The following is a 21,120-nucleotide window of genomic DNA, read 5'->3' as shown; positions in this document are numbered from 1 at the left end:
CACGCTTAACGCCGTTAAGCACGAGCGTTGAACTCAGGGTGCGTGAGCGTAGGACTCTCGCGTGCTGAAGGTAGGACTCTCGCGTGCTGGAGGTAGGACTCTCGCGTCGTGGAGGTAGGACTCTCGGCGGGGCAGGGGGCGAGGCAGGCCGGCGCGTGCACGCTGTGGCCGGCCTCGGAAAAGGCCGCGCGAGATCAGCGGCCGCGGCGGCGCAGTTCGGCCACCAGCAACGGCATCAGCTCGTCCACGAACGAGCAGTCGTAGCCCTGGCCCGCCATCATCGACGTGGCGAACTTCGTCCGCGACACCTCCTCCGACGACGCGCCGACCATCCCGTCCAGGGCGATCCCGACCTCCTCCAGCACCCGGTCCACCTGGGACGCCCGGTACCCGCGCTGCGCCGGTCCCGCCACCGGGATCTTGATCAGGCGCAGCTGCTTCCACGACGTGATCGGCGGCAGCGCGGTCGGCCGCAGCGGTCCGTCGCCCAGCTGCTTCTCGACCCGCGCCAGGAACGCGTCCACCTCCGTCTCGTCGTACCCGCGCCGGCCGAACATGGGCCGGCTGAAGCGGACCTCGCGGACCTCGCGGGCGGTCAGGTCGTCCTGCCCGAGCAACGTGTTCTCGATCCGGTCGAGGAACTTGTCGACCTGCGACTCCTGGTAGCCGCGACGGCCGCGGGGCGGCTTGCCGAACGCCGCGGTGCGCACGTCCCGGGCGGTCAACGGGCGGCTGCCGGGCCCCGGACGCGGCCGGACGGGAGGGGGCACCGGCGCGAGGGCGGGAGCGGGCAGAGCGGAGGACGTCGGCCGCACGGGCGCGGGCGGGGTGGGCATCCGCTCCAACGTCACCACGACCAGGTCGAGGAACGTGTCCACGTCGTCCTCGTCGTACCCCACCTGACCCGGCGGGGCGTAGCTGAACTCGAAGTCCTGCACCTCGCGGGCGGTCAGGTCGTCCCGCCCTGCCAGGGTGTTCTCGATCCGGTCGAGGAACGCGTCGATCTCGCCCTCGTGGTAACCGCGGTTGCCCGGTCTGGGCTTGTGGAACCGCACGCCCCGCACGTCCTGCGGCGTGAGCCGGGCCGCGGGGCGCATCCCGGTCGACGTGGCGTGCGCGCCCTGCGCGGGCGCGGTGGCCTGCCGCCGTTGCGGCGTGGAACCGAGCGTCTCGGCCACGAGGTCCATGAACGCGTCGACCTCAGCGGCGTAGTAGCCGGGTCTGGCCGGTCTGAACCGCACCCGTCTCACGTCCTGCTCGGTGACGTCGTCCCGACCCAGCAGCGTCGCCTCGATGCGGTCGATGAAGGCGTCCACCTGTCCCTCGTCGTACCCGGGCCGGCCGGGAGGGGGACGGTGGAAGGCGACCTGCCGCAGATCCTGCGCGCCCAACAGCGGCGCCGGATGTGCCGGCAGGTGCTGGCGAGCGTCGAACCCGGCCACCCCATTACCTCCTTCGTGTGGTGTACGGGGGAGTATCGCCGGATGGTGGTCGGGATGTTTCGCCCTATCGGCTCAATAGTCGGAAGATCGCTCTACCCTGACGGGCATGAGCCGGTTCGTGGACACGATGGTGGCAACCGCTACGGGTGCCGGGGGACGGGCGCGGGGCATGACCACGGGGGAGCCGAACGCTCCGACCCGGCGGTCGTGGGCGGAGGTGCACCAGCAGGCCGCCCGCATGGCCGGTGCGCTCGTGGCGGGAGGGGTGGGCCGGGGCGCGTCGATCGCGGTCCTGGCCGGTGACCCGGCGCTGATCGCGCCCGCCGTGCAGGCGGTGTGGCTGGCCGGCGGCAGCACGACCATGCTGCACCAGCCGACGGCCCGCACCGACCTCACCGAGTGGGCCGAGGACACGCTGCGCGTGCTGACCATGATCGGCGCGAAGCTCGTGCTGCTCGGAGCGCCGTTCGACGCGCTGTCGGGCGTGCTGGACGAGCACGGCGTCGCCTACCGCAAGCTGGACGAGCTGGACGGCGAGCCGCTGGAGGCGCCCGTCGACGTCGACGAGGACATGCCCGCGCTGCTCCAGCTGACCAGCGGGTCCACCGCGGACCCGAAGGCCGTCCGCATCACCCACGGCAACCTGTGGTCCAACGCCAAGGCGATGGAGACCGCCGCCGAGCTCGACCCGGAGACCGACCGGATGGTGTCCTGGCTGCCGCTGTTCCACGACATGGGGATGGTCGGGTTCCTGACCGTGCCCATGCTGTTCGGCCTGGACCTGGTCAAGGTCACCCCGGTCGACTTCCTCGCCAGGCCGACCCTGTGGCCGGACCTGATCAGCCGCTACAAGGGCACCATCACGGCCGCCCCGAACTTCGCCTACGCCATCGCCGCCCGCCGCATGCAGGGCGTGGACGACGGCGCGTACGACCTGTCCACGCTGCGCATCGCGCTCAACGGCGCCGAGCCCATCGACCCGGCCGCGGTGAAGACGTTCACCGACGCGGGCGCGCGGTTCGGGCTGCGGCCGGAGTGCGTGCTGTGCGCCTACGGCATGGCGGAGACGACGCTGGGCGTGGCGTTCGCGCCGGTGTTCACCGGCATCGCGGTCGACGTGGTCGACCCGGAGGAGCTGGAGGCGGGCCACCGCGCCGTGCCCGTGCCGCCGGACAGCCCGAACGCGCGGGCGTTCCCGCTGCTCGGGCCGCCGTTGCCGGGGCTGGAGGTGCAGGTGGTCGACCCCGAGGGCACCGTGCGCGGCGAGCGCGAGGTCGGGCAGCTGCGCGTGCGCGGCGAGGCCGTGACGCCCGGCTACCTGACCGTGGACGGCCCGCGCGACACCCAGGACGCCGACGGCTGGCTGGACACCGGCGACGAGGGGTACGTGGTGGACGGTCAGGTCGTCGTCTGCGGACGGCGCAAGGACGTGATCATCATGGGCGGGCGCAACATCTACCCCACGGACATCGAGCGTGCGGCGACGGCCGTCGAGGGCGTGCGGGCGGGCAACGCGGTGGCCGTGCGGCTGGACGCGGGCACACGGCGCGAGCGGTTCGCCGTGGTGGTCGAGTCCAAGCTGGCCGGTGAGGACGACGCGGTGCGCGCGTTGAGCAAGGAGATCAGCGCGCGGGTCGTGGACGCGGTCGGCCTGCGGCCGTTCTCGGTGGTGGTGCTCAAGCCCGGCAGCCTGCCGAAGACGCCGTCCGGCAAGCTCCGCCGCTCCGCCGCCGCGGCACTGGTGCCCGCGAGGTGACCTCACGGCGGCTCGGCACCATGGGTGCATGAGCGACGTCGAGATCCGCCCGGCCCGTGACGAGGACCTGCCCGCCGTGGCCGAGCTGCGCCAGCGGTGGACGCTGGAGAGCCGCGGTGAGGTGCCTGCGGCCGACGAGGAGTTCGGTGCCCGCTTCGCCGCGTGGGCGCGTGCCCACGCGGCGACCCACCGGTGCGCGGTCGCGGTCGTGGCCGGTCGGGTCGTCGGCATGGCCTGGCTCGCGGTCGTGCCGCGGGTGCCGCACCCGGCGGCCTCCGACCGGGCGTCGGGCGACGTGCAGTCCGTGTACGTGCTGCCCGACCGGCGGGGCGAGGGCCTCGGCGGCCGGCTCGTGGACGCCCTGCTGGACCAAGCCCGCGCCCTCGGCCTCGAACGGGTGACCGTGCACTCCAGCGAACGGGCCGTCACGGCCTACGAGCGCAGCGGTTTCGCCGTCTCGCCGCACCTGCTCCAGGTGGAGCTGGGCCACCGCTAGGACTCGGCGGCCCCGGGCTCAGTGGAACTCGTGCTCAGCCGAACTCGTGCTCAGCCGAACTCGTGCTCAGCCGAACTCGTGCTCAGCCGAACTCGTGCTCAGTGGAACTTGTTCTGGGCGGCTTCCAGGCCGAGCTCCAGCAACGCCTCCACGGCGTCCGCCGCCCGGTCCAGCTCGAAGGCCAGCTCCTTGCGCTCCACGAGCGAGAAGTCGCGCAGGACGTAGTCCGCCGGGTCCATCCGGCCCGGCGGCCGGTCCACCCCGAACCGCACCCGGTGGTAGTCCTTGGTGCCCAGCGACTTGGTGGTCGAGCGCAGGCCGTTGTGCCCGTTCTCGCCGCCGCCGAGCTTGAGCCGCACCGTCCCGAACGGCAGGTCCAGCTCGTCGTGCACGACGACGATCGACGCGGGCGGCACCTTGTAGAAGTTCGCCGTGCCCGCCACGGGACCGCCGGAGGTGTTCATGTAGCCGCGCGGCTTGGCCAGCACGACGCGGCGCCCGGCCAACCGGCCCTCGACCACCTCGGCGCCGCCCTTGTGCGCCTTGAACTTCCCGCCCACGCGGGCCGCGAGCACGTCCAGCACGAGGAACCCGACGTTGTGCCGGTTGCCCTCGTACTTGGGGCCGGAGTTGCCCAACCCGACGACCAGGGCGACGTCATCGACCACGGAACCGCAACTCCTGCTCAAGCTCGTCCAACAAGGCGTCCACCGCGCGCACCTGGTAGCCCCGCCGCAGACCCGACGTGGTGCTGAACCTCGTGTGGCGGACCTCGCTGGAGGTCATCCGCCCCTGGCCGTCCAGCGTCGCGGCGGCCCGGCCGAGGAACGCGTCGACTTCGCCGCGATCGTAGCCGTTCGGGGACCGCGGCAGCTTGACCGCCAGCACCGCCTCACCGGTCTGCAGCGTGGTGGGCGGCACGTGCCCGGACCGGAGCTGGTGCTCGCACGCGGCCAGGAAGTCGTCCACGGCCCGCTGGTCGTACCCGCCGGCGATCTCGGTGAACGCGATCGTGCGCACCTGGTCGGGGTGCAGCCGCGTGCGGCCCGCGAGCGCGTCCGCGATGCGCAGCGCGAACGCGTCCACCTGCGCCGGGTCGTAGCCCTTGCCCTTCTTGCGCGGGAACCGGGTCGCGCGCACCTGCGCCGGGCTCAGGAACGGGAGCGGCACGCCACCCCAGCCGTGAGGCGGGGGAGGCGTGCCGTCCGAGTTGCCCGACGTGATGGGCTCAGCCTTCTTCGGTGGCCTCGGCGTCGGTGCCCTCGCCGCTGTCGCCGTCCATCTCGGCGGCGGTCGGCGCGGCGTTCACCGCGAGAACCATGGCGTCGCCGTCGGTCACCAGGGTGGCGCCGGCGGGCAGCTCCAGGTCGGACGCGTGCACCTGGGTGCCCGCGGCCAGACCGGCGATCGAGAACTCGACCTGCTCGGGGATGTTCAGCGCGTCGGCCTCCACCTGGAGGGTGGTGAGGTCCTGCGTGAGCAGGGTCGCCGGGGCGACCTCGCCGGTGAGGACGATCGGCACCTCGACGGTGACCTTCTCACCCCGCTGCACCAGCAGCAGGTCGACGTGCTCGATGTAGTTCTTGATGGGGTGCGTGGTGACGGTCTTGGTCAGCGCCAGCTCGGTGGAGGACTCGATGTCCAGCGTGAGAACTGCGTTCTGACCGTGCTCGCGGACAACACGGGCGAACTCGAGCGCCGGCAGGGCCAGGTGCTTCGGGTCGGAACCGTGGCCGTAGAGCACCGCGGGGATCTTGCCGGCGCGGCGGGTGCGGCGGGCGGCGCCCTTGCCGAACTCGGTGCGCTGCTCTGCGGCGAGACGGACCTCGGACACGGTGGGGCTCTCCTAACGGTCTGGCCTGGTAAACGTCGGCGGGTGCGTCGGGCGGGGCGAAGCGTGGGTTGGCCTGCGGCGGCGGGCGGCGCGGAGGGTGAACACGCGCGGCATCACAACCGCCGCGTCGATCACGCCGAGCGTGATGCTCGCCCTCGCCGAGGCAACCCGGCCAGTGTAGGCCGAGCCGGGAGACGGGGCCTAATCGGGGGTTCGTTCCCCGCGTCGGGACGCCTGAAACGCGAAGGCCCGGCACACCCGGGGCGTGCCGGGCCGGGCGGTCGCGGGGTCAGGCGTTGCCGTCGAACAGCGACGTCACCGAGCCGTCCTCGAAGACCTCCTGGATCACCCGCGCCAGGAGCGGGGCGATCGGCAGCACGGTCATCGCGTCGAACCGCTTCTCCGCCGGGATCGGGAGGGTGTCGGTGAAGACGACCTCGCGCGCGCCGCAGTCGCGCAGCCGCTCCACGGCGGGCCCGGACAGCACCGGGTGGGTGGCCGCGATGACCACGTCCGACGCGCCCTCGGAGAGCAGCTGCTCCACGGCCTTGGTGATGGTGCCACCGGTGTCGATCATGTCGTCGATGACGACGCACAGCCGGCCCTCGACCTGGCCGACCACCCGGTTCGCGACGACCTCGTTCGGCCGCAGCGGGTCGCGGGTCTTGTGGATGAACGCGATCGGCGTCCCGCCCAGCGTGTCCGCCCACTTCTCGGCCAGCTTGGTGCGGCCCGCGTCCGGGGACACGACGGTGATCTCGCGACCCGCGTACTTCTCCCGGATGTGCTCGGCCAGCAGCGGCATGGCCCACAGGTGGTCCACCGGGCCGTCGAAGAAGCCCTGGATCTGCGCGGTGTGCAGGTCGACGGCGACCAGCCGGTCCGCGCCCGCGGTTTTGAACAGGTCCGCCACCAGGCGGGCCGAGATCGGCTCGCGCCCGCGGTGCTTCTTGTCCTGCCGGGCGTACGGGTAGAACGGCATGATCACGGTGATGCGCTTCGCGGACGCCCGCTTCAGCGCGTCCACCATGATCAGCTGCTCCATCAGCCACTGGTTGATCGGCGCGCAGTGCGACTGGACGACGAACGCGTCGCAGCCGCGCACGCTCTCCTCGAACCGCACGAAGATCTCGCCGTTGGCGAAGTCGTAGGCCGACTGCGGGGTGACCGACACGTTCAGGTGCTTGGCCACCTGCTCGGTCAGCTCCGGGTAGGCACGCCCGCCGAAGAGCATCAGGTTCTTCTTGGGGATCCCGGCCATCGTGGGGTTCACGTCAGCGCCCTTCATCGGTTGTTCCAGCATTCTCGGGCGTCAGTGCGCGCTCCGCCGCCTCGGCCGAGGCCGTGCCCGCCCGGCGGGACACCACCCAGCCGTCGAGGTTGCGCTGCGGTCCGCCGGACACGGCCAGCGCGCCGGGCGGCACGTCGCGCCGCACCACGGTCCCGGCGCCGGTGTACGCGCCGTCACCGACGGTGACCGGTGCGACGAACATGTTGTCCGAACCGGTGCGGCAGTAGGACCCGATCGTGGTCCGGTGCTTGTTCACGCCGTCGTAGTTCACCGTGACGCTGGCCGCGCCGATGTTGGAGTTCTCCCCGATGGTGGCGTCACCGATGTAGCTCAGGTGCGGCACCTTGCTGCGCGCGCCGATCTCCGAGTTCTTCGTCTCGACGAACGTGCCGATCTTGCCGCTCTCCCCGAGCCGCGTGCCGGGCCGCAGGTAGGCGAACGGGCCGACGGACGCGCCCGCGCCGATCTCCGCGCCGGAGCCGTGCGTGCGGACCACGCTTGCGCCGGGCCCGACCACGCACGCCGACAGCGTGGTGTCCGGTCCGACGACCGCGCCCTCGTCGACGGTCGTGCCCGCCTTCAGCTGGACGTTCGGCTCGATCAGCACGTCCCGGCCGAGCCGCACGTCGGCGTCCAGCCAGGTGCTCGCCGGGTCGACCACGGTCACGCCCTCGTGCATGGCGCGCTCCACGAGCCGCCGGTTGAGCTCGGCGCCGAGCCGGGCCAGCTGCACCCGGTCGTTCACGCCCTCGACCAGCCAGGGGTCCGACGTGACGAGCGCGCCGACGCGCCGACCGTCGCCGCGCGCGATGGTCAGCACGTCGGTCAGGTACAGCTCGCCCTGGGCGTTGTCGGTGGACAGCCGGGACAGCCCGTCGCGCAGCACGGCCGCGTCGAAGGCGTACACCCCGGAGTTGATCTCGGTGATCGCCCGCTGCTCGGGCGTGGCGTCCTTCTGCTCCACGATGCCCTCGACCGAGCCGTCCGCGGACCGCACGATCCGCCCGTACCCGGTGGGGTCGGCCACCACGGCGGTCAGCACCGTGACGGCGTTGCCGCGCTCGCCGTGCTCGACCAGCAGGCCGCGCAGCGTGTCGGAGTCCAGCAGCGGCACGTCGCCGTAGGTCACCACGACCGTGCCGCCGAGGTCGGGGGGCAGTTCGGCCAACCCGCAGCCGACGGCGTGCCCGGTGCCCTTCTGCTCCTCCTGCACCGCCACGGTGACCTTGCGGTCCAACGCGGTGGACAGGCCGTCGAGGTGGTCCGCGACCGCGGCGCGGCCGTGGCCGACCACGACCGCGAGGTGATCCGGTCCGGTCCCGGCGGCGGCGCGCACGGCGTGCTCCACCAGGGAACGCCCCGCGATGCGGTGCAAGACCTTCGGGGTGGCTGAGCGCATGCGGGTGCCTTCACCCGCTGCGAGGACGATCGTGCTGACTGGGGTGGGAACACCCTCGAGCATCAGCGCTCTCCCTAGCTGAGTGCGTGCCTGCAGCGGGAGGGGCCTGGCTTCCCGCCAGGTGCCGATACTAAGCCTCCGAGGAGGGCTCGACTTCCACGGCCGCAACCTGGCAGCCACCTCTGCGCTTGGCCACGTACATCGCGGAGTCGGCTCGGGCCAGCGCCGCGTGCGCCGCTTCCCTGGGGCGCACCGAGATCACGCCGACGGACAGCGTGACCCCCCTGGACAGGTCCGATGGCAGGCAGGCCACCGCCTCCACGGCCCGCGCGAGGGCCGCCTCGGCGGCGTGCAGGGGCGCACCGGGCAGCAGCACGACGAACTCGTCGCCGCCGTAGCGGGCCACCAGGTCGTCACCCCGAAGCGCCTGCCGGAGTGTGCTCGCAATCACCCGCAGGACGTCGTCGCCCTCCGCGTGCGAGTGCTTGTCGTTGACGACCTTGAACCCGTCGAGGTCCACCAGCGCGACGGACATCGGGTGGGTCTGCGCGTTGATCAGCGCGGCCAGCCGGTCGTCCAGCGCCCGCCGGTTCGGCAGCCCGGTCAACGGGTCCTGCAACGCCTGCTGCGCGATCGCGCCGTGCGCGCGCGTCAGCCGTTCGTGGTCGCGCCGGGTGAGCAGGGTGGCGGTGCGGGCCTCCTGCATCATCCACAGCTCCACCTCCAGCGCGTTGGCGTAGGTCTGCAGCGCGGAGATCGTGCGCTCGCCGTGCGGGCCGGACATCCGGGCGAACTCGCGGGTCAGGCACAGCATCAGGGTGGGCTCGGAGGTGTCGTGCTCCAGCCGGTCCTGGGCGTCGTGCAGCACCTGCAGCGCCTGCTGCGGCAGCTCCTCCATCTCCAGGCAGCGGGCCAGCGCGATCGACACGATGATCAGCTCGCGGGCGTACATGGAGAGCTCGCGCAGCGCCCACAGCCGCGCGATGTGCTCGGCGCCGGGTCTGGCCAGCGCGTGCGCCGCGCCGATCACCGGCACCTGCTCGGCGGCCGTGCGGTCGCGCCTGCCGGGGTGCAGCGACTCGCGGAACGGCCCCTCGACGGCGGTGGCGATGGCCGAGGCGGTGGCGAACCGCTCGGCGGCCTCCTCGAAGTTCTCCACCCGCTCCAGCCGCAGGCCCCAGCCGATCAGCAGCCGGGCCCGGTTGACCAGGTGGACGTAGATCTGGTGCGGGTTCGCGCTGTCCCGGATCGCGTTGTGCGCCCGCGCCAGCACCTCGTCCGCCATCTCGTAGACACCCAGCTGGGTGAGCACGAGCCCGGTCGACTGCAGCGCGTAGGCCAGGAGCCGGTCCCAGGTGCGCTTGTCCAGCATCGGGTCGGGGGTGAGGTCCTCCTCCAGCATCGCCAGGCCGCTCGCGACCTCGGTCAACGCCTTGTCCTCGAACCCGCCGAGCAGGTAGCGGCGGCCGCGCAGGGCGTGCGCCTCGGCCTCCAGCACCAGCAGGCCGTGCCGGCGGCAGTGCGCCAGCATCTCGTCCAGGACGGAGTCGGAGAGGTCCACCAGGCCGGGGGTGACGATCCGGACCACCGCCGCCGCGCGCAGCAGCTGGCCGACGATCCGCGGCTCGCCCCGGCCCTGCGCCTCGGCCAGGATCTCGTCGACCTCGTGCGCCGCGTCGAGCTGGTCGGACAGGTGGCTGCTCTGGGCCACGGCCACGAGCTCACTCGCGCGGCCGACCAGCCACGCGTCGGACATCTCGTGGAGCGCCGGCACCACGTTGTCCTGCTCGTCGACCGCTTCCTCGCGCAGCGACTCACACCCCCATGCAGACGCAGGGCGGCCGGGACCTTCGTGGCCCGGCCCTCCTCGCTCCGCCACCAGGATTCGAACCTGGACCATCGGAACCAAAATCCGAGGTGCTGCCTTTACACCATGGCGGAACGGTCGGGGCTGACCCGACCGCGCGAACACATGTTGTCACGAGTGACCCTCAAAGGTCAGCACCACCACTCAAGTGGAGGCAACCCCTGGGTAACGCGATCATGACACTGTGTGTTGCCGCAGGTCAAATGGGTCCGTGACGTCGGCCACGTCACGAGTGGGTGAACAGTTCACCTCTTCGGCACGGGGTTCAGCGGCCTTCCGTAGGCCTCCGGCAACCCCTGCACGGGATGATTTCGGCCGAAACAATCACCCGCATAACTACATTGGGTAGTCGTTCGGGCACCGCGGGGCGTGCGCGGGACATCCCGCCGTCTGGCTACCGGATTCCCCCGACCGAGTCGAGGAAGTCGACCAGCGTCGCCTCGTAGGCCTCCCGGTCCACGTTCCACGCCGCCGTGTGCTCGGCCTCCGGCACCTCGACGTACCTGATCGGCCAGTCGAGCCGGTCCGCCGCCGCGGCCAGGTCGCGCGACGCCTGCACCGGCACGGTCCCGTCCGCGCCGCCGTGGAACAGCAGCGTCGGCGGCCTGCGCGCGGGCGGCTCGGCCGCCAGGTCGAAGCGGTCGAAGTCCAGGTCGACCCGCCAGTCCGAGACCAGCTCCGCGACCGGCACCAACTGCTCGGGCACGCCCCGGTTGCGCGACTGCAGCTCCAGCGTCTTCGTCCAGCTCACGACGGGTGCGTCGAGCACGACGGCGACCACGTCGCCCGCGTCCGCCGAGCGGCCGAGGAACTGGCCGACCACCGCGCCGCCCATCGACCACCCGTACAGCACGACGTTGCGCGCGCCGTGCTCGCGGGCGTACCGCACGGCCGCCTCCACGTCCCGCCACTCCGTGTCACCCAGGTGGTACAGGCCGTCGGGGGAGGGCGGTGCACCCTGGTCATTGCGGTAGGTCACGGCCAGAACGGGTAGTCCCAGGGAGTGCAGCGCAGGCATCACCCGCAAGGCCTCGGCCCTCGTGCCGCCCCGACCGTGGACCGCGACCACCCAGGTGGAGGACGACGCGGGGACCAGCCACGCGGGCGCGTCACCCAGTTCGGTGGGAATGCGCACGTCCGTGTAGGGCAGGTCGTGGGCGGTGCCGGGGTCCGTGCTCCACACCGAGGTCTCCAGCCGCACCTGCGTGCCGTCCGGTGGCGCGTCGCCCTGGAGCTCGCGCACCACCGTGCCCTCGGACCGGTGGGTGACCGGGCCGACCTTCGCCCCGCCGCCCGGCCAGACGAGGCCCCAGGTGCCGGGCAGGGTTGTGACCCTGGACTCCACCAGAGAGACGGTCCCCGAAGCCGACGACGTGACGATGTCGCGGTAGCCCGGACGGGCGTTCTCCGGTTCCAGCAGCTGCCCGCTGTAGTACCAGCCGAACCCGAGCAGACACCCGATGAGCAGCAAGAACAGCGCCGCGAACGTGATCAGCGCGATCCGCAGGCGGCGCCGCCGGCGAACGTCCGGAGACCCCATCACCGAATGATGCACCGGGGTTGATCGACACGCCCGACTTCCTGAGAACACGCCATGACTTTGGCTCCGGCTATGGCGGCACGAGGTTGACCTAACTTACGCTTCCGTAAGTTACGGTTCCGTAGGTAGCCCCGAACACACAACGAGGTAGATGTATGACCAGCACCCTGGAGAGCAGGTCCACGCCGCAAGGTCCCGAGGATCGCGGACCCAAGCCGATGATCGAAGGACGGCGCGGGCACGTCGAGCAGTTGGGCGTGTACGTGTTCGTCATCGTGCCGTTCCTGGCTCTGCTCGCGGCCGTTCCTTTCGCCTGGGGTTGGGGGTTGGGCTGGGTCGACGTGGCGCTCTTCGTCGCGTTCTACTACCTGTCCGGCCTCGGCGTGACGATCGGGTACCACCGCTACTTCACGCACGGATCGTTCAAGGCCAACCGCGCGCTCAAGATCGGCCTGGCCATCGCGGGCAGCATGGCGCTGCAGGGACCGGTGATCGTCTGGGTCGCTGACCACCGCCGCCACCACGCGTTCTCCGACCGCGAGGGCGACCCGCACTCGCCGTGGCTGTTCGGCAGCGGGCCGGTCGCCCTGGCCAAGGGCTTCTGGCACGCCCACATGGGCTGGCTGTTCGACCGCGACAAGACCAACGCGCAGCGCTTCGCGCCGGACCTGCTGGCCGACGAGGACCTGGTCCGGGTCGACAAGCTCTTCCCGCTGTGGACCATGATCAGCCTGCTCGGGCCCGCCGTCCTCGGCGGTCTGATCACGATGTCGTGGGCCGGCGCGCTGAGCGCCTTCTTCTGGGCCGGTTTCGTCCGGGTGGCGTTCCTGCACCACGTGACGTGGTCGGTCAACTCGATCTGCCACATGGTCGGTGACCGCCCGTTCGCCGCGCGCGACCGCTCGGCCAACGTCTGGGCGCTGGCGATCCTCAGCTTCGGCGAGTCGTGGCACAACCTGCACCACGCCGACCCGACCTGCGCGCGGCACGGCGTCAAGCGCGGTCAGATCGACACCTCGGCCCGGGTGATCTGGCTGTTCGAGAAGTTCGGCTGGGCGACCAACGTGCGCTGGCCGAACCAGCAGCGCCTGGCCCGCATCAGCGCCAAGAAGTAGTCGCTCGAGCGGTCGCAGTCGCGAAGTCGACCACCTGCCCCTCGCGGCTCACGCGGGGGGCAGGTGTTTAGGGTGGTTTGGGTGGCAGGGAGACGGCGCGGCGACGACACACCGGTGCCACGCGTGCGGATGACGGGCAAGGAGCGCCGCGAGCAGCTGCTCGACGTGGCCCGCGCATTGTTCGCGGAGAAGGGCTTCGAGGTCACCTCCATCGAGGAGATCGCGCACCGGGCCGGCGTGTCCAAGCCCGTGGTGTACGAGCACTTCGGCGGCAAGGAAGGCATCTACGCGGTCGTGGTGGACCGCGAGATGCAGTACCTGATGGACCACATCGTCAACGCGCTGTCCGGCGGGCACCCGCGCGAGCTGCTGGAACAGGCGGCGTGCGCGTTGCTCGACTACATCGAGGGCTCGACGGACGGCTTCCGGATCCTCGTGCGCGACTCGCCGGTGGCGTCGTCCACCGGCACGTTCTCGTCGTTGTTGAACGACATCGCGTCCCAGGTGGAGTCGATCCTGGGCCTGCACTTCTCCCGCCAGGGCTACGACCGCAAGCTCGCGGCGCTGTACTCCCAGGCGTTGGTGGGCATGGTCGCGCTGACCGGCCAGTGGTGGCTGGAAGTGCGCAAGCCGAAGAAGGACGAGGTGGCCGCCCACCTGGTCAACCTGGCCTGGAAGGGCCTGTCCCACATGGACCACAAACCGCGCCTGCGCACCCGCTGACGCCGGGAGTGCGCGGCGGTCGGCAGTGCGGCTTGACCAGTTAGTAAGCGCGCTTATAGTATGTGCGCATGGCAGATTACGAGTTCGAGCACAGCGTGGACACGACGGCCCCCGCCGCGGCGGTGTGGGCGCTGTGGAGCGACGTCGACCGGTGGACCGAGTGGGACGGCGAGCTGGACGCCGTGACGCTGGAGGGGCCGTTCGCGGTCGGGAGCACGGGCACCATGGCGATCCCCGGGCAGCCGCCGATCACCTTCGCGCTGACGTCCGTGGTGGAGGGTGAGGGCTTCACCGACGAGACCGTCGTGCCGGGTGCGACGCTGCGGTTCGTCCACCGGGTCGAGGAGGTGGACGGCCGGCGTCGGATCACCCACCGGCTCGAAGCCGACGGGCCGGCGGCAGGGGAGATCGGCCCGTTCGTCACCGAGGACATGCCGCAGGCGGTGGAAGCACTCGCCCGGCTGGCCGAGAAGTGACCCCGGGAGAAGTGACCCCGGACGAGGGTGCGGGGGCGCCGCGGTCGCGGTTCGACGGGCCGGGGCAGAGCCCGGGGTTCCTGCTGTGGCGGGTGACGTTGACGTGGCAGCGGGCGATGCGGGCCGCGCTGGCCCCGCACGACCTGACCCACGTGCAGTTCGTGCTGCTGGCCACGACGTGGTGGCTGGCGTCGCACGAGGGCCCGCCCAGCCAGCAGAAGGTGGCCGAGCAGGCGGGGACGGACGCGATGATGACCAGCCAGGTCCTGCGCAAGCTGGAGGACCAGGGGCTGATCACCCGCGAGCCCGACCCGCACGACGCGCGCGCCCGCCGGTTGGCGGTGACCGACGCGGGCCGGGGGAGGCTCAAGGGGGCGCTCAAGGACGTCGAGCGGGTCGACGCGGACTTCTTCGCGGGCCACGACGACCTGGTGCGCGGCCTGGTCAGCCGCGCGAAACCCTGAGGACCTCGTCGTCGGTGCCGTTCGACGTGGTGACGTAGAGGGCGCCGTCGGGGCCGAGCTCCGCGCCCCGCAGGCGGCCGTGGGTGCCGTCCAGCTCGGGCGGGATCGCGACGGAGTGCACGCCACCCTCCTGGGTGACGGTGAACAGCAGCACCTTCGTGCCCTTCAGCGCGGTCACGGCGAGCACGCCGTCCAGGTCGCCCCACTGCTCCCCGACGAGGAACGCGGCGTCGCAGATCGCCTCGGTCGGGTCGCCGGAGGACCACACGGCGGGCACGGCGTCCGGGAACCGCTCGAGGTCGGTCATGGGCACCGACTCGTCGTAACCGCCGACCGTGCCGCCGCGCGACGGGTCCCAGCCGTAGTTGCCGCCGGGCTTGAGCACGTTGACCTCGTCGTCCACGTCCGGTCCGTGCTCGGCGGTGAACACCATCCCGTCCTGCCGCACGGCGATGCCCTGCACGTTGCGGTGCCCGTAGGTGTAGATCCGGTCGCCGAACGGGTTGCCCGCCACGCCCTCGCCGGTCGCGAGGTCGACCCGCAGCACCTTCCCGCCGAGGGTGGACCGGTCCTGCGCCGCGGTGCCCCGCGCCGTGTCACCGGTGCCGACCAGCAGGTCGCCGTCGCGGTCGAGCGCCATCCGGCACCCGGAGTGCCGCCCGCTCGCCGCCGTCGGCAAGCCGGAGAGCAGCGGGTCCTTCACCCTAGTGGCCTTCGTGCCGTCCAGCTCCCACGTCACCAGCCGCACGTCGGACGCGGTGTTGAAGCACGTGGTGAACCGCCGGCTGGTGGCGAAGTCCGGGTGCACGACCAGGCTCATCAACCCGCCCTCGCCGCGCGCCGCCACGTCGCCCAGGTCGGCCTCGACGTCGGTCGCTCGGCCGTCCGCGACCAGCGAGATCCGCCCCGGCCGCTGCGGCACGAGCATCCGCCCGTCCGGCAGGAACCCCACGTCCCAAGGGTGGCTCAGGCCGGCCACCACGACCTCGACCTTCAGCCCGCCGGAGGTGGTCGTCGACGGCGCGCTGCCCCCGCCGCCGCCCTCCGCCGAACACCCGGCCAGTGCGAGCACCGCAGCGAAACCGACAACCCGACGCATACCGCTCAGCATGGCAACCCCCGTGTGTGCTCTCCGTTCACACGACCGGTCGACACGCCCCGCCGGGCGCGGGTGGACACGCCCGAAATCACGGGGCACCGCGCGCGGGAGCGCCGTAGGCTGGGAGCCGAGAACCCCTTCCGGTGGACGTTCGGTCCCGGGCAGGGGTCTGTCCGCGTCTGCCTCGGGGAGCCACCGCAATGCCCCAGCCCGGCCCGCTGTCCGGCCTGCTGACCGCTGTCCTGCCCGACAAGGCGCTGCGCGCCCTGGCCGACTCGGTCGGCCTGCCCGACCTCGAACTGGAGGGTCCGCCCGCGGCCAGGCCGCTGGTCGTCGCGGCCCTGGCGAACAGCGCGCCCGTGCTCGCGGTCACGGCCACCGGCCGCGAGGCCGACGACCTCAAGGCCGTCCTGTGCGACCTCATCGGCCCCGGGCAGGTGGCGCTGTTCCCGTCCTGGGAGACGCTGCCGCACGAGCGGCTGTCACCGCGGGCCGACACGGTCGGCGCGCGCCTTCAGGTGCTGCGCCGCCTGGCGCACCCGGAGGGCAACCCGCTCAAGGTCGTCATCACCACGGTCCGCAGCCTGATCCAGCCGATGGCGCCGGGCTTGGGCGACCTCAAGCCCGTGCACCTGGCGGTCGGTTCGGAGCACGACTTCGAGAACCTCCTGGTCAACCTCACCGAGATCGCCTACACGCGAGTCGACATGGTCGAGAAGCGCGGCGAGTTCGCGGTCCGCGGCGGCATCCTGGACGTGTTCCCGCCGACCGCCGAGCACCCGCTGCGGGTCGAGTTCTGGGGCGACGAGGTCAGCGAGATCCGGCCGTTCGCCGTCGCGGACCAGCGCTCGCTGCCGCAGGAGGTCGACTCGTTCACCGCGCCGCCGTGCCGCGAGCTGCTGCTGACCGCGCAGGTCAGGGCGAAGGCCGCGGCGCTGGCCGGGCAGCACACGGCCGACGCGCACCTGCACGAGCTGCTGAGCAAGATCGCCGAGGGCATCCCGTCGGAGGGCATGGAAGCCCTCATCCCGGCCCTGTGCGAGGGCGAGCTGCAACTGCTCACCGACGTCGTCCCCGAGGGCACGCACGTCCTGCTCAACGACCCGGAGAAGATCCGGGCGCGGGCCGCGGACCTCGTGCGCACCGGCCAGGAGTTCCTGGAGGCGTCCTGGATGGCCGCCGCGGGCGGCGGGCAGGGGCCCATCGACCTGGACTCCAGCGCCTACCACAGCCTCGCGGACGTGGCGCGGTCCGCGCGGGACGGCAACCGGCCGTGGTGGACGCTCAGCCGGCTCACCACCGAGGGCGAGCACGTCGTCCGGCTGGAGCTCAAGCACGTCGAGGCCTACCAGGGCGACATCGACCGGGCGTTCGCGGACCTGCGCGCGCACACCGCGTCCGGCGGCACGGCGGTGCTGGTGGTGCCCGGCGCGGGCACCGCGCAGCGCGCCACCGAGCAGCTGCGCGAAGCCGACGTGAACGTGGTGCTCCGGGAGACGCTGGACACCGCGCCGCGGCCGGGTGCGGTGACGGTCGTGCGCGGCGCGCTGGAGGACGGCTTCTCGCTGCCCGAGCTGGCGCTGGTCGTGCTCACCGAGACCGACCTCACCGGCGGGCGGCACGGCACGTCCACGAAGGACATGCGCCGCATGCCCAGCCGCCGCCGCAACGCGGTCGACCCGCTGGCCCTCAGGCCGGGCGACTACGTGGTGCACGAGCAGCACGGCATCGGCAAGTACGTCGAGATGGTGCAGCGCACCACCAAGGACACCACCGGCACCACCGCGACCCGCGAGTACCTGGTCCTGGAGTACGGCTCCAGCAAGCGCGGCCAGCCCGGCGACCGCCTGTTCGTGCCGACCGACCAGCTCGACGAGGTGTCCCGCTACGTCGGCGGCGAGCTGCCCACGCTGAACAAGCTGGGCGGCAGCGACTGGAAGAACACCAAGGCCAAGGCGCGCAAGGCGGTCAAGCAGATCGCGGCCGAGCTGGTGCAGCTCTACGCCGCCCGCCAGGCCGCGCCCGGTCACGCGTTCGCGCCGGACACGCCGTGGCAGCGCGAGCTGGAGGACGCCTTCCCGTTCACCGAGACGATCGACCAGATGGCGGCGATCGACGAGGTCAAGTCCGACATGGAGCGCACGGTCCCGATGGACCGGGTGATCTGCGGCGACGTCGGCTACGGCAAGACCGAGATCGCGGTGCGGGCGGCGTTCAAGGCGGTGCAGGACGGCAAGCAGGTCGTGGTGCTCGTGCCGACGACCCTGCTCGCCCAGCAGCACCTCAACACGTTCACCGAGCGGATGCGCGCGTTCCCGGTGAAGATCAAGGGCCTGTCCCGGTTCACCGACGCGCAGGAGGCCGAGGAGACCGTCACCGGCCTGGCCGAGGGCGACGTGGACATCGTCATCGGCACGCACCGGCTGCTGCAGAAGAGCCTGCGCTACAAGGACCTCGGCCTGGTCATCGTGGACGAGGAGCAGCGGTTCGGCGTCGAGCACAAGGAGCACATCAAGGCGCTGCGCACGCACGTGGACGTGCTCACGATGTCCGCGACCCCGATCCCGCGCACCCTGGAGATGTCGCTGGCGGGCATCCGCGAGATGTCCACCATCCTCACCCCGCCCGAGGAGCGGCACCCGATCCTGACCTACGTCGGCGGGTACGACGACAAGCAGGTCGCCGCCGCCATCCGCCGCGAGCTGCTGCGCGACGGCCAGGTGTTCTACGTGCACAACCGCGTGTCGTCGATCGAGCGCGCCGCCCGGCACATCCGCGAGCTGGTCCCCGAGGCCCGCGTGATCACCGCGCACGGCCAGATGAACGAGGACAAGCTGGAGAAGATCATCCAGGGCTTCTGGGAGAACGAGTACGACGTGCTCGTGTGCACGACGATCGTGGAGACCGGCCTGGACATCTCCAACGCCAACACCCTCATCGTGGAGCGCGGCGACCTGCTGGGCCTGGCCCAGCTGCACCAGCTGCGCGGGCGCGTCGGCCGCGGCCGGGAACGCGGCTACGCCTACTTCCTGTACCCGCCCGAGGCGCCGCTGACCGAGACCGCGCACGACCGGCTCGCCACGATCGCGCAGAACACCGAGCTGGGCGCGGGCATGGCGGTGGCCATGAAGGACCTGGAGATCCGCGGCGCGGGCAACATCCTCGGCGCCGAGCAGTCCGGGCACATCGCGGGCGTCGGCTTCGACCTGTACGTGCGGCTGGTCGGTGAGGCCGTCGAGGCGTTCCGCAGGCACGCGGGCGCGGACGGCGAGCTGGAGGAGGAGCTGGCCGAGGTCCGGGTGGACCTGCCGGTGGACGCCCACATCCCGCACGACTACGTGCCCGGCGAGCGGCTCCGGCTGGAGGCCTACCGCAAGATCGCCGCGGCGGTCGACGGCGAGTCGTTGCAGGCGGTGTGGGACGAGCTCAAGGACCGCTACGGCACGCCGCCGCTGCCCGTGGAGCGGCTGCTCGCGGTGGCCCGGTTCCGGCAGACGTGCCGCGCGCACGGCGTCACCGAGGTCGCCACCCAGGGCTCGACGATCCGCTTCGCGCCGCTGGAGCTGATGGACAGCCAGATGGTGCGGATGCGCCGGCTGTTCCCCAAGGCGGTCTACAAGCAGACCTCCAGGACGGTGAGCGTGCCGAGGCCGACGGAGGGCGCGGCGGGCGGCCGGATGGGCGCACCCCAGCTCCGGGACCAGGAGCTGCTGGATTGGTGCGCGCAGTTCCTGGAGTCCTTGGCGGGGACTCCCGTGAGCGGCGTCACGAGGACGTGAGAAGGTACTGGTCGTGAGGACTGTGCAGAGGCGCTTCACCCTGACCGGCGCGGCTGTTGCCCTGGCTTCGGTGGCACTGCTCGTGGCCGGCTGCGGCAGCGGGCCGAGCCACGTCGGCTCGGCCGCGATCGTCGGCGACACCGTGCTGCCGTTGGCGCAGGTGCAGCAGCGGCTGGACGTCGTGCTCAAGAAGGAGCCCGAGGCCCAGAAGCTGCACGACCAGCGCAAGCTCGACCAGGTCGCCCGCCAGCTGGTGACCCTGGGCGTGCAGCACGAGCTGATCGAGCAGGCCGCGCGGCGCGAGGGCGTGTCGGTGTCCGAGGAGGCGGTGACGCAGTCGGTCGAGCAGGCCGGCGGCGCCGACCTGGCCTCGCAGAACACCGTCTACGACGCGACGACCTTCCGCGAGCGCGCCAAGGACCAGCTGCTGCTGGTCGAGCTGGCGCGCAAGTACGTCGACCGGATGGAAGTCACGTTCGACTACTTCTTCACCAAGGACAACGCGGAGGCCGTCGAGAAGGCCAAGCAGGTCGCGGCGGACCCGGCGAAGATGGCCGGGTTCATCGCGGACGCGCCGCAGGGCACCGAGGGCCAGGCGCTGTCGAAGGAGGGCCAGCGGGTGCGGTCCGCCGACTCGCCGCAGGCCGCCCAGTCGCCGCTGTTCGGCGTCCCGGCGGGCACGGTGGTGGCGTTCGCGCCGGACCCGAGCAGCGCCCAGTGGATCGTCGCCTACGTGACCGACCGCAAGACCGACGTGCGCTCGTCCGGCGAGTCGTCGACCGAGCAGTTGACGCCGCAGCTGCTGGAGCAGATCGGCCTGCGGCTCGTGCAGACCCTGGCGGGCGACCCGGAGATCCAGGTCAACCCCCGGTACGGCCTGTGGGACGACACGGCCATCTCGCTCGCGCCCAGCGAGGGCGAGCTGAGCGGGTACCAGGCCCCGGTCCGCCAGACCGCCCCGTGACGGTCGTCGTCGTAGGCACCACCCCCGTCCTGCCCGCCGCCGCGCTACCCGCACTGCGGGGCGCGGCGGCGGTGTACGCGGGGGAGGGTGTCGACGCCGGGCAGTGGTCGGCCGAGCCGGTGTCCGCGTTCGCCGCGGGCCCGTCGGTCGTCCTGATCACCACGAACCCGGACGAGCCCGCCGCGCGGGAGCTGATCGCCGCGGGCGCACCCGTGGTCCGCACGCCGGCCGTGCCGCTGCTGGACGCGGCGGCCGTGATGGACCGGCTGCGCTCGCCCGGCGGTTGCCCGTGGGACGCGGAGCAGGACCACGGCTCGCTGCGCCAGTACCTCGTGGAGGAGACCTACGAGCTGCTGGAGGCCATCGAGGACGGCGACCGGGCGGCGATGCGGGAGGAGCTCGGTGACGTGCTGCTCCAGGTGCTGTTCCACGCCCGGATCGCGGCCGAGGACGGCGAGGAGCCGTTCGGCATCGACGAGGTCGCGGGGGACCTGGTGGCCAAGCTGGTCGGCCGGCACCCGCACGTGTTCCAGGGCAACGACCCGGCGGTGCACGACGCGACGTCCCAGCAGCACCGGTGGGAAGAGCTCAAGCAGGTCGAGAAGCAGCGCTCGTCGAGCGTGGACGGCGTGGCGATCGGGCAGCCCGCGGTGGCGTTGGCGGGCAAGCTCGCGCAGCGGGTCGCGCGGGCCGGGTTCCCGGTGGACCTGCTGCCGGAGGGCGACGACACCGGCACGACGTTGTTCGCGGTGGCGGCGCTGGCCAAGCTCGCGGGCGAGGACCCGGAGACGGAGCTGCGGGCCGTGGCCCGCCGGTTCGAGGCGGACGTGCGGGCGGCCGAGCGGTCGGCCCGCGAGGCCGGCGCCACCACGCTG

General features: G+C 72.1%; 18 protein-coding genes and 1 tRNA gene. 9 read left to right on the top strand and 10 right to left on the bottom strand.

All coding sequences use genetic code 11. From position 1 onward, the window contains the following. Window positions 1–194: 194 nt before the first annotated feature. A complete protein-coding gene (locus AB0G02_RS11580; protein ID WP_360792694.1) occupies window positions 195–1,442 on the bottom strand; it encodes a DivIVA domain-containing protein in 1,248 nt (415 codons plus the stop codon). 106 nt (window positions 1,443–1,548) lie between these two features. Between AB0G02_RS11580 and AB0G02_RS11575 the strand changes: the two genes are divergently transcribed. Continuing rightward, the gene (locus AB0G02_RS11575) at window positions 1,549–3,198 is read left to right on the top strand and encodes a fatty acyl-AMP ligase (protein ID WP_360792692.1); all 1,650 of its coding nucleotides are present in this window, start codon (window positions 1,549–1,551) and stop codon (window positions 3,196–3,198) included. Window positions 3,199–3,226: 28 nt separating this feature from the next. After that, a complete protein-coding gene (locus AB0G02_RS11570; RefSeq protein WP_360792690.1) occupies window positions 3,227–3,694 on the top strand; it encodes a GNAT family N-acetyltransferase in 468 nt (155 codons plus the stop codon). A 98-nt stretch (window positions 3,695–3,792) separates the two neighbouring features. Here the strand turns inward: AB0G02_RS11570 and pth are convergent, their stop codons facing one another. The 8 genes from pth to AB0G02_RS11530 all read right to left on the bottom strand — a co-directional run bounded on the left by pth (window position 3,793) and on the right by AB0G02_RS11530 (window position 11,625). Further along, on the bottom strand, window positions 3,793–4,362 hold the full coding sequence (gene pth, locus AB0G02_RS11565; RefSeq protein ID WP_360792688.1) for an aminoacyl-tRNA hydrolase: 570 nt from the start codon (window positions 4,360–4,362) through the stop codon (window positions 3,793–3,795). Continuing rightward, window positions 4,352–4,864 (bottom strand): DivIVA domain-containing protein, encoded by a 513-nt coding sequence (locus AB0G02_RS11560; protein WP_360792686.1) that lies wholly within the window; start codon window positions 4,862–4,864, stop codon window positions 4,352–4,354. The genes pth and AB0G02_RS11560 overlap by 11 nt, the downstream gene beginning before the upstream one ends. A gap of 58 nt (window positions 4,865–4,922) precedes the next feature. Further along, window positions 4,923–5,528: a 50S ribosomal protein L25/general stress protein Ctc gene (locus AB0G02_RS11555; protein WP_360792684.1), complete on the bottom strand. Its 606-nt coding sequence runs from the start codon at window positions 5,526–5,528 to the stop codon at window positions 4,923–4,925. 289 nt (window positions 5,529–5,817) lie between these two features. Continuing rightward, window positions 5,818–6,789: a ribose-phosphate diphosphokinase gene (locus tag AB0G02_RS11550; RefSeq protein ID WP_360792696.1), complete on the bottom strand. Its 972-nt coding sequence runs from the start codon at window positions 6,787–6,789 to the stop codon at window positions 5,818–5,820. A 13-nt stretch (window positions 6,790–6,802) separates the two neighbouring features. After that, window positions 6,803–8,281 carry a bifunctional UDP-N-acetylglucosamine diphosphorylase/glucosamine-1-phosphate N-acetyltransferase GlmU gene (gene glmU / locus AB0G02_RS11545; RefSeq protein ID WP_360792682.1) on the bottom strand — a complete coding sequence of 493 codons (1,479 nt, stop codon included), beginning with the start codon at window positions 8,279–8,281 and terminating at the stop codon, window positions 6,803–6,805. Between the two features lie 67 nt (window positions 8,282–8,348). Then, window positions 8,349–9,995: a GGDEF domain-containing protein gene (locus tag AB0G02_RS11540; protein ID WP_360792680.1), complete on the bottom strand. Its 1,647-nt coding sequence runs from the start codon at window positions 9,993–9,995 to the stop codon at window positions 8,349–8,351. 93 nt (window positions 9,996–10,088) lie between these two features. Then, window positions 10,089–10,159, bottom strand: a tRNA-Gln gene (locus AB0G02_RS11535). Window positions 10,160–10,479: 320 nt separating this feature from the next. After that, window positions 10,480–11,625, bottom strand: a complete 1,146-nt coding sequence (locus tag AB0G02_RS11530) for an alpha/beta fold hydrolase (RefSeq protein ID WP_360792678.1) — start codon at window positions 11,623–11,625, stop codon at window positions 10,480–10,482. Window positions 11,626–11,780: 155 nt separating this feature from the next. On the opposite strand from AB0G02_RS11530, the gene AB0G02_RS11525 reads away from it, so the two are divergent. From AB0G02_RS11525 to AB0G02_RS11510, 4 genes are all read left to right on the top strand, one after another. Further along, window positions 11,781–12,740 carry an acyl-CoA desaturase gene (locus AB0G02_RS11525; RefSeq protein ID WP_360792676.1) on the top strand — a complete coding sequence of 320 codons (960 nt, stop codon included), beginning with the start codon at window positions 11,781–11,783 and terminating at the stop codon, window positions 12,738–12,740. Window positions 12,741–12,869: 129 nt separating this feature from the next. After that, the gene (locus AB0G02_RS11520; protein WP_053719425.1) at window positions 12,870–13,463 is read left to right on the top strand and encodes a TetR/AcrR family transcriptional regulator; all 594 of its coding nucleotides are present in this window, start codon (window positions 12,870–12,872) and stop codon (window positions 13,461–13,463) included. Window positions 13,464–13,531: 68 nt separating this feature from the next. Beyond that, window positions 13,532–13,939 (top strand): SRPBCC family protein, encoded by a 408-nt coding sequence (locus AB0G02_RS11515; protein WP_360792674.1) that lies wholly within the window; start codon window positions 13,532–13,534, stop codon window positions 13,937–13,939. An 11-nt stretch (window positions 13,940–13,950) separates the two neighbouring features. Then, window positions 13,951–14,403, top strand: coding sequence for a MarR family winged helix-turn-helix transcriptional regulator (locus AB0G02_RS11510; RefSeq protein ID WP_360792672.1), 453 nt, complete (start codon window positions 13,951–13,953; stop codon window positions 14,401–14,403). Here the strand turns inward: AB0G02_RS11510 and AB0G02_RS11505 are convergent. Then, window positions 14,384–15,502, bottom strand: coding sequence for a PQQ-dependent sugar dehydrogenase (locus AB0G02_RS11505; RefSeq protein ID WP_360792670.1), 1,119 nt, complete (start codon window positions 15,500–15,502; stop codon window positions 14,384–14,386). The genes AB0G02_RS11510 and AB0G02_RS11505 overlap by 20 nt on opposite strands. A 200-nt stretch (window positions 15,503–15,702) precedes the next feature. On the opposite strand from AB0G02_RS11505, the gene mfd reads away from it, so the two are divergent. The 3 genes from mfd to AB0G02_RS11490 all read left to right on the top strand — a co-directional run. Beyond that, a complete protein-coding gene (gene mfd / locus AB0G02_RS11500) occupies window positions 15,703–19,281 on the top strand; it encodes a transcription-repair coupling factor (protein ID WP_360792668.1) in 3,579 nt (1,192 codons plus the stop codon). Window positions 19,282–19,294: 13 nt separating this feature from the next. Further along, window positions 19,295–20,245, top strand: a complete 951-nt coding sequence (locus tag AB0G02_RS11495; protein ID WP_360792666.1) for a SurA N-terminal domain-containing protein — start codon at window positions 19,295–19,297, stop codon at window positions 20,243–20,245. Beyond that, window positions 20,242–21,120, top strand: an 879-nt coding sequence (locus AB0G02_RS11490; protein ID WP_360792664.1) for a MazG family protein, incomplete at its 3' end; no start/stop codon positions are given. The genes AB0G02_RS11495 and AB0G02_RS11490, both read left to right, overlap by 4 nt.

Source organism: Actinosynnema sp. NPDC023658, from assembly GCF_040639995.1.
Taxonomy (GTDB): domain Bacteria; phylum Actinomycetota; class Actinomycetes; order Mycobacteriales; family Pseudonocardiaceae; genus Actinosynnema.
The sequence above is the reverse complement of the archived record's forward strand: the minus strand, read 5'-3'. Positions and strand labels throughout refer to the sequence as shown.

Coding starts and splice junctions, on each gene's coding strand:
- AB0G02_RS11530 (WP_360792678.1), bottom strand. CDS start 11,625: ATGGGGTCTCCGGACGTTCGCCGGCGGCGCCGCCTGCGGATCGCGCTG.
- AB0G02_RS11550 (WP_360792696.1), bottom strand. CDS start 6,789: ATGGCCGGGATCCCCAAGAAGAACCTGATGCTCTTCGGCGGGCGTGCC.
- AB0G02_RS11515 (WP_360792674.1), top strand. CDS start 13,532: ATGGCAGATTACGAGTTCGAGCACAGCGTGGACACGACGGCCCCCGCC.
- AB0G02_RS11575 (WP_360792692.1), top strand. CDS start 1,549: ATGAGCCGGTTCGTGGACACGATGGTGGCAACCGCTACGGGTGCCGGG.
- AB0G02_RS11525 (WP_360792676.1), top strand. CDS start 11,781: ATGACCAGCACCCTGGAGAGCAGGTCCACGCCGCAAGGTCCCGAGGAT.
- AB0G02_RS11570 (WP_360792690.1), top strand. CDS start 3,227: ATGAGCGACGTCGAGATCCGCCCGGCCCGTGACGAGGACCTGCCCGCC.
- AB0G02_RS11505 (WP_360792670.1), bottom strand. CDS start 15,502: ATGCGTCGGGTTGTCGGTTTCGCTGCGGTGCTCGCACTGGCCGGGTGT.
- AB0G02_RS11520 (WP_053719425.1), top strand. CDS start 12,870: ATGACGGGCAAGGAGCGCCGCGAGCAGCTGCTCGACGTGGCCCGCGCA.
- mfd (WP_360792668.1), top strand. CDS start 15,703: ATGCCCCAGCCCGGCCCGCTGTCCGGCCTGCTGACCGCTGTCCTGCCC.
- glmU (WP_360792682.1), bottom strand. CDS start 8,281: ATGCTCGAGGGTGTTCCCACCCCAGTCAGCACGATCGTCCTCGCAGCG.